This is a genomic window from Neobacillus drentensis (assembly GCF_036962765.1).
Lineage (GTDB): Bacteria > Bacillota > Bacilli > Bacillales > Cytobacillaceae > Neobacillus > Neobacillus drentensis_C.
Map to the genome: position 1 here is coordinate 1 of NZ_JBALOS010000176.1, position 6609 is coordinate 6609.

General features: G+C 37.6%; 7 protein-coding genes. 4 read left to right on the forward strand and 3 right to left on the reverse strand.

Translation table 11 applies throughout. The features are described from left to right. Positions 1 to 39 precede the first annotated feature (39 nt). On the forward strand, positions 40 to 180 hold the full coding sequence (locus tag V7137_RS20960) for a sporulation histidine kinase inhibitor Sda (protein ID WP_081825323.1): 141 nt from the start codon (positions 40 to 42) through the stop codon (positions 178 to 180). Positions 181 to 245: 65 nt separating this feature from the next. Here the strand turns inward: V7137_RS20960 and V7137_RS20965 are convergent, their stop codons facing one another. Further along, the gene (locus V7137_RS20965; protein ID WP_335699869.1) at positions 246 to 1031 is read right to left on the reverse strand and encodes a phosphatidylserine decarboxylase; all 786 of its coding nucleotides are present in this window, start codon (positions 1029 to 1031) and stop codon (positions 246 to 248) included. A 129-nt stretch (positions 1032 to 1160) separates the two neighbouring features. Here V7137_RS20965 and pssA point away from each other — a divergent pair, with 129 nt between their 5' ends. Together pssA and sigK are read left to right on the forward strand one after the other, a co-directional pair. Continuing rightward, positions 1161 to 1700 (forward strand): CDP-diacylglycerol--serine O-phosphatidyltransferase, encoded by a 540-nt coding sequence (pssA, locus tag V7137_RS20970; RefSeq protein WP_218347739.1) that lies wholly within the window; start codon positions 1161 to 1163, stop codon positions 1698 to 1700. A 183-nt stretch (positions 1701 to 1883) separates the two neighbouring features. Next, positions 1884 to 2597 (forward strand): RNA polymerase sporulation sigma factor SigK, encoded by a 714-nt coding sequence (gene sigK, locus V7137_RS20975; protein WP_026563502.1) that lies wholly within the window; start codon positions 1884 to 1886, stop codon positions 2595 to 2597. Positions 2598 to 2640: 43 nt separating this feature from the next. Here the strand turns inward: sigK and V7137_RS20980 are convergent, their stop codons facing one another. After that, positions 2641 to 3612, reverse strand: a complete 972-nt coding sequence (locus V7137_RS20980) for a F510_1955 family glycosylhydrolase (RefSeq protein WP_335699870.1) — start codon at positions 3610 to 3612, stop codon at positions 2641 to 2643. 35 nt (positions 3613 to 3647) lie between these two features. Further along, positions 3648 to 4328 carry a response regulator transcription factor gene (locus V7137_RS20985; RefSeq protein ID WP_335699871.1) on the reverse strand — a complete coding sequence of 227 codons (681 nt, stop codon included), beginning with the start codon at positions 4326 to 4328 and terminating at the stop codon, positions 3648 to 3650. A gap of 180 nt (positions 4329 to 4508) precedes the next feature. Here V7137_RS20985 and V7137_RS20990 point away from each other — a divergent pair, with 180 nt between their 5' ends. Then, a complete protein-coding gene (locus tag V7137_RS20990) occupies positions 4509 to 6305 on the forward strand; it encodes a M3 family oligoendopeptidase (protein WP_335699872.1) in 1797 nt (598 codons plus the stop codon). The last annotated feature ends 304 nt before the right edge of the window (positions 6306 to 6609 follow it).

The window sequence follows — 6609 nt, forward strand, 5'->3', positions numbered from 1 at the left end:
ATAGAACACTTTATTTTTAAATCGGAGGTGGAATTTGCCGTGCGGAAACTATCAGATGAATTATTAATCGAGTCGTATTTTAAAGCAAGAGAATTAAATTTAAGCCCAGAATTCATTGGACTTATTGAATCAGAAATGCTCCGACGTTCCTTATACCATAAAATAAAAATATCTTCATAATTAATTCTGGCCCTCACTGGGCTTTTCTTTTTGCCTAAATTCTTATGTGCTTGATGTTGTCCTAATTACAACTTTCTAAAAACCCCAATCTTCTCTCCTACCCTAATCTCTTTTGGGGTATGAATGTTGGAATCCATTTGGAAGATATCTTTTTCAAATAACAGGACAACGGTAGAACCGAAACTAAAGTAGGCCATTTCTCCACCTTTCTCTAATTCAGATCCTTTGTGGGTGGTTTCAATCGAATTAACAAACATAGCTCCAACCTTTACAATTGCCACATGACCATAATCGGTTTTAACTTCAGTTATCACCCGATAATTCTTGGCAAGCGTCCGGACTCCATATTTTAATCCCAACTTATTGACCGGATAGGATTTTGAACCAAGCGTCCATTGCTTGGTGACGATTCCATTTACAGGGCTATGAATACGATGATAATGACTTGGACTTAAATAAAGAATCATGTATGTACCATGTAGATACTTGGCTAACAACTCGCGATTTCCAAGCATTTCATCAATGGAATATGTCTTGCCTTTGACAAGAATGTCACTCGTCTCTGTAATCGGGCCAACATCTTCGATAACAGCATCAACAGGACTAACAACGGTGTCTTCGCTATTATCAATTACTCTTGCATCCTTATTCAATGTCCTAACAAATAAATCATGAAGGGTAGGATATTCTGACAAGCCCTTCTCCATTTCTTCTTGTTTCAAATGATAGATCTTAGCGAAGGAAGGGACCATAAAACGACTGACAGAAGAACGAGCAAATCTTCTTAATATACCTGACGTCCACCTTCCATTTGTTAACTCAATCATTAGACGATAAATACCTTGAATCATTGAACTACCCCCAAATAGTGTAAAAATACTCTTTACGAAAAGACATAAAACGCTTAAAATTAAATATTATAGAATAAATTAACAAAAATAAAATCCCTTTTGGCTTTAAAAAAAGGAGTGATGTGGAGCATGTTTTTGTTGGACGTACTTGATCAAACAATAAAAAAACTTAAATCGCAAACCGCAAATGTTATTACCTTAACAAACTTATCACTGGGAGGATTTGCAATTGTATTTGGGCTTCATGGAAATCTAAGATTAAGCCTGCTGTTAATTTTTATTGCGGCACTGGCTGACCGTTTTGATGGCATGATTGCTCGAAAATTTCATATCGAATCTGAATTAGGTAAGCAATTAGATTCCATGAGTGATATTATATCATTTGGCGTAGCACCTGCACTATTACTATATCAAGGAATTTTACATGAATTTGGCGGGCCTGGTTCATTTTTTACCGTTTTCTACATCGGTTGTGGTGCTTTCAGATTAGCACGCTTCAATATATCGGAAAGCAATGGATACTTTACTGGATTACCCATTACAGCTGCAGGATGCTTAGCGACCCTTAGCTTTTTAGTCATTCCTTATATTCCATCGCAATCATTCTTATTTATAACCATCATTCTATCATTCCTTATGGTAAGTCCATTTAAACTGAAAAAAGTCTAATATTTAAAGTAGAGAGCATTCAGCTATGCCAAAGCTGGATGCTCTTTTTACAGGCAAGTTAAAGAGCTTTTCAACAAAAAATATTACCGCAAATAAAAATGTTTTTGGACAGACACAATTTCCCTTTTCTTTCATAGGAATTAATAATAGGCCAATGGGCCAAAAAAACGGGGGTGAATGTGGATGTCTGGAATCTTAACAGCTCTCGGATATTTAATGAAGGAATTTTTATTTCTTGTTTCCTATGTTAAAAATAATGCCTTTCCTCAACCCCTATCTGCTGCAGAAGAAAGAAAATATCTTCGTTTAATGGCAGAAGGGGATTCACATGCTCGGAATATGTTAATAGAACACAATTTGAGATTGGTCGCTCATATAGTAAAGAAATTTGAGAACACCGGAGAAGACTCGGAAGATTTAATCTCAATTGGAACGATTGGTTTAATCAAGGCAATCGAGAGCTACTCAGAGGGGAAAGGAACAAAGCTGGCAACCTATGCTGCACGCTGTATTGAGAACGAGATTTTGATGCATTTACGAGCTCTTAAAAAAACAAAAAAAGATGTCTCCCTGCATGATCCAATCGGTCAAGATAAAGAAGGAAACGAAATTTCATTAATCGATGTGCTGAAATCAGAATCTGAAGATGTGATTGATACGATTCAGTTGAACATGGAGCTTGAGAAGGTCAAAAAGTATATTGAAGTTCTCGATGATCGAGAAAAGGAAGTCATTGTCGGGCGCTTCGGACTGGACCTGCAAAAAGAAAAAACGCAACGGGAGATTGCCAAAGAACTGGGCATATCAAGAAGCTATGTATCGAGAATTGAGAAACGGGCCTTAATGAAAATGTTCCATGAATTCTACCGAGCTGAAAAAGAGAAAAAGAAAAAATAAAAAAGCGGAAACGAAAGTTTAGTAAAAAAAACAGAGCTGGGATCTATTTCAGCTCTGTTTTTCCATTCTGCATAAGATCATTCCATTTAACTCCGCCATCAATGGATTCATATACATCATTCTTATAGGTGGTGAAGGCTATTTGGTTCGGATCTTTTGGATTTACCGCTAAATATGTAATCGGATTATCATAATCTAAGAATGGAATGGTGAGATTTTTTTGTTCGCCAGTTCCAGGATTGATTGTTTTTAAATAGATTTTTTTGTTTTCAACACTTGAAAATAAAAGCGTATCTCCACTAAATGTAAGTGCCGTCACCATGACTGGAGTTGTAATCTGTTTCATCGTATTACCGTTGTCTTTAGAATAATAAATACCTGTCCGTGTAGACATCGCGATGGTATTCCCATTATTCGGATGAACGGCAATCAACCCAAAAGAATCAGCATTAAAATCTTTTAAGGCACTTTTTTTCCACGTCTTTCCATTATCTATTGAATAATTTAGACCTTGACCAAGTTTCTTATTTGGCTCTTCATTAATGACATAGAGACCCTTTCCTGAAAAACTTACTCCTACGAAATGAAAAAGTGACTGGCCGTAAAAGGATAATTTGCTAATAGTTCGTCCCTTATTATTACTTTGAATCAAACCTAGCGGATCCTTTAGATTTAATCCTTTTTGCGGATGACCACTTGCAATAAAACCCGAGCTGACCGCTTGAAAGCCATAGTATTCATGGTGGTTCGTAGTAGTTTCATACCAATTTTTACCGTTATACATTTTTAAGCCTTCATCTGTCGCTGCATACAAAGCAAAATCATTTCCTGGATAACCAATCCCAAGAATCTGACCCACATTTAATGATTTAGCCTGAACAATATCATAGGTAATATTTGCTTTCTGTTCCTGTTGTGAATTCTTTTGGTCCTGGCTTGTGTCTTGGCAGCCTGCGGCCACAAGCAGCATGATCCCTGTCAACATGGTAAGAAAGACTTTCATTGTAATCTTCACTTTTTTCCCTCCATACTAAACTATGAGGTATTCATTTATGAATCCTTATCCATCCACTTATACCCCAGTCCCCATACAGTTGTCAAATATTCGTCAACAGGAAATTCTGTTTTCCGTAGTTTATCACGTAAATTCCGAACATGTGAATCAATCGTCCGGTCTTCTGTCGGAGCAGCATATCCCCAAATGGTTGTCAGTAGATGTTCCCGTGTAAATACTATGTTCCGATTTTTAAGTAAAAGCGCCAATAAAGCAAATTCTTTGGGTGTCACTGGTATATGCTGATTCCGATAGGTTACAATGAACGAATCTTCATTCAATGCTAAACCATTAAAATCAATGAATCCTGCATGATCTATCCTTCTTCTTAAAACAGTATCAATTCTCGCAAGTAACTCCTCTTCATCAAATGGCTTTGAAATATAGTCATCCGCACCCATTTTTAACCCCTTAACAATATCACGTTTCTCACTGCGTGCAGTCAGCATGATAATGGGAATGTCCCAGTTTTTTCGAATTTCCTGACATGCTTGCCAGCCGTCCATTTCAGGCATCATCACATCTAAGAGGATAATGTCCGCTCTCTCTGCTTCTAAATATTGAATAGCCTGCTGTGCTGTGGTCATTTTAAGGCAGTTATTCCCCTTGGGAGTTAAATAACGGGAAAGTAAATCTAACATTCTTGGTTCATCGTCAACGAGCAGTATTTTTTTCACAATCTTCCACTCCCGCAATTTAAATCTTAAGTAAATTATACAATACACACCCATAGACAATTATGAAGATAATCGTAATTTATTTCCCTTCCCTTTTATTCTTCGGAAAGCGTAGTAAATAGAATTTTTCGAAAAATACTTATATAATATTAAAGTACATACATAAAGGGGGTACATAGAATGACAGTCACTCCATATTTGGAAGTTTGGGACCTGGACGTATTTTTTAAAGGAGGAAGTGAGTCCAAAGAATTTGCAGACCACTTAAACCTTACCTCAGAGTTAATTGAGCAATTCCAAGCAAAAGTAAACAACTGGACGCCGCTTAATTCTCCAGAGGATTCAAAAGGCTTGAAAGAGTTACTTGAAGACTTTGAACAAGCTGCTAAAAAGCTTCGTCAAGCAGGTGCTTTCGTTGGATGTTTGCAGGCACAAAATACCGACGACAAGAAAGCATATAACCTGGAAGCGAAAGTAACTAGTTTAAGTGCTGCTTTTCAATCAGCTCTTAGTAAGTTTGATAGTTCATTGACAACAATTAAGGACGAAGTTTGGATAGTTCTTCTAGCTGATGAACAACTACAAGTACTTTCTTACATATTAACGGAACGGCGTGAACGTGCAAAAGATAAGCTCTCTAAGGAAGAAGAAGCGTTAATAAATGCACTTGGTGTTGATGGTTATCATAGTTGGGGACAGTTGTACGATCTCATCGTTGGAAAAATAAAAATCTCTTTTAACGAAAATGGAGAAGAGAAACTGCTATCTGTCGGGCAGGCCTTCAACAAATTTTCAAGTCACGACCGGGATGTCCGCTCAGCGATTTTTAGGAATTGGGAAAAATCTTGGGGAGAGCAGGCAGATCTTTTAGCCAAAACACTTAATCACATTTCTGGTTTTCGTTTAAATGTTTACCAGAAAAGAGGCTGGGAAGATATATTGAAAGAGCCGCTCAGCATTAACCGCATGGAAAAGGGCACCCTGGAAACGATGTGGGCAGTTATTTCAGAAAATAAACAAATGCTTGTAAAGTATTTGGAGCGGAAAGCCTCACTCTTAGGACTTAAAAAATTGAGTTGGTATGATTTAGACGCCCCTTATGGAAAAACGCCTTCAAAAGTTTCCTATCAAGAGGGTGCTAAATTTATCGAACAGAACTTCGCAGTCTTTGGAGAGAAAATGTCTTCCTTTGCCCGAAAGGCATTTGAGGAGCAATGGATTGAGGGGGAAGATCGACCTGGAAAAGCACCGGGCGGCTTTTGTACATTCTTTCCAGAAAGTAATCAATCCCGAATCTTCATGACTTATTCAGGTACACCTTCAAACGTGTCAACCTTAGCGCATGAACTCGGTCATGGGTTCCATACTTTTGCAATGAAGGGTGTCCATCATCTCAATCGCAATTATGCGATGAATGTTGCCGAAACGGCTTCAACCTTTGCTGAAATGATTGTTGCGGATGCAGCAGTGAAAAATGCGAAGGATGAGGAAGAAAAGCTCGTCCTTCTAGATGACAAAATCCAAAGAACTGTTGCCCTATTGATGAATATCCATGCCCGCTTCCTATTTGAAACACGGTTTTATGAAGAAAGAAAACAAGGGCCTGTGGCAGTGGAACGTTTGAATGAGTTAATGCTGGAGGCCCAAAAAGAGGCGTATAGCGATGCTTTAGAAGAATACCACCCATTATTCTGGGCTTCGAAACTGCACTTCTTTATTACCGGTGTTCCGTTTTATAATTTCCCATATACATTTGGTTTTCTCTTTTCACTTGGTATCTATGCTCAAGCATTAGAGAAGGGCAAAGGATATGAAGAAAAGTATATTGCCTTGTTAAGGGATACAGCCTCGATGTCTGTGGAAGACCTTGCAAAGAAACATTTACAAGTGGATTTAACTCAACCTGAATTCTGGGGGAAGGCTGTTCGAATTTGCCTTGATGATATTGAAGAATTCTTGAAATTAACAGATAAATAAGTAGAAAAGATGAAAGCATCGACCAATTAATTGGCCGATGCTTATATTTTATTCTACACTCAGTTCAGCTGAAATTACGCAGCCGATTGCCGCAGTAATGACGATAGCCATCACAACCATGAACATACTCTCCACCCCTTAGATAGATCCTGTTCTTTCTAATTTGAATTTATCATATTTTCACTGTACCTATCTGAAGGAAAATCGAACATTTTGTTAACAAACACTTACTGCTAATAGCAATGATTATTTACTTATGATGTCATTATGAACTTTTTTCTTTGATTTAGGCTCTGTTAAACTT

Excerpts from the sequence above, each read along its gene's own strand:
- V7137_RS20965 (WP_335699869.1), bottom strand. The coding sequence starts at position 1,031 with ATGATTCAAGGTATTTATCGTCTAATGATTGAGTTAACAAATGGAAGG.
- pssA (WP_218347739.1), top strand. The coding sequence starts at position 1,161 with ATGTTTTTGTTGGACGTACTTGATCAAACAATAAAAAAACTTAAATCG.
- sigK (WP_026563502.1), top strand. The coding sequence starts at position 1,884 with ATGTCTGGAATCTTAACAGCTCTCGGATATTTAATGAAGGAATTTTTA.
- V7137_RS20990 (WP_335699872.1), top strand. The coding sequence starts at position 4,509 with ATGACAGTCACTCCATATTTGGAAGTTTGGGACCTGGACGTATTTTTT.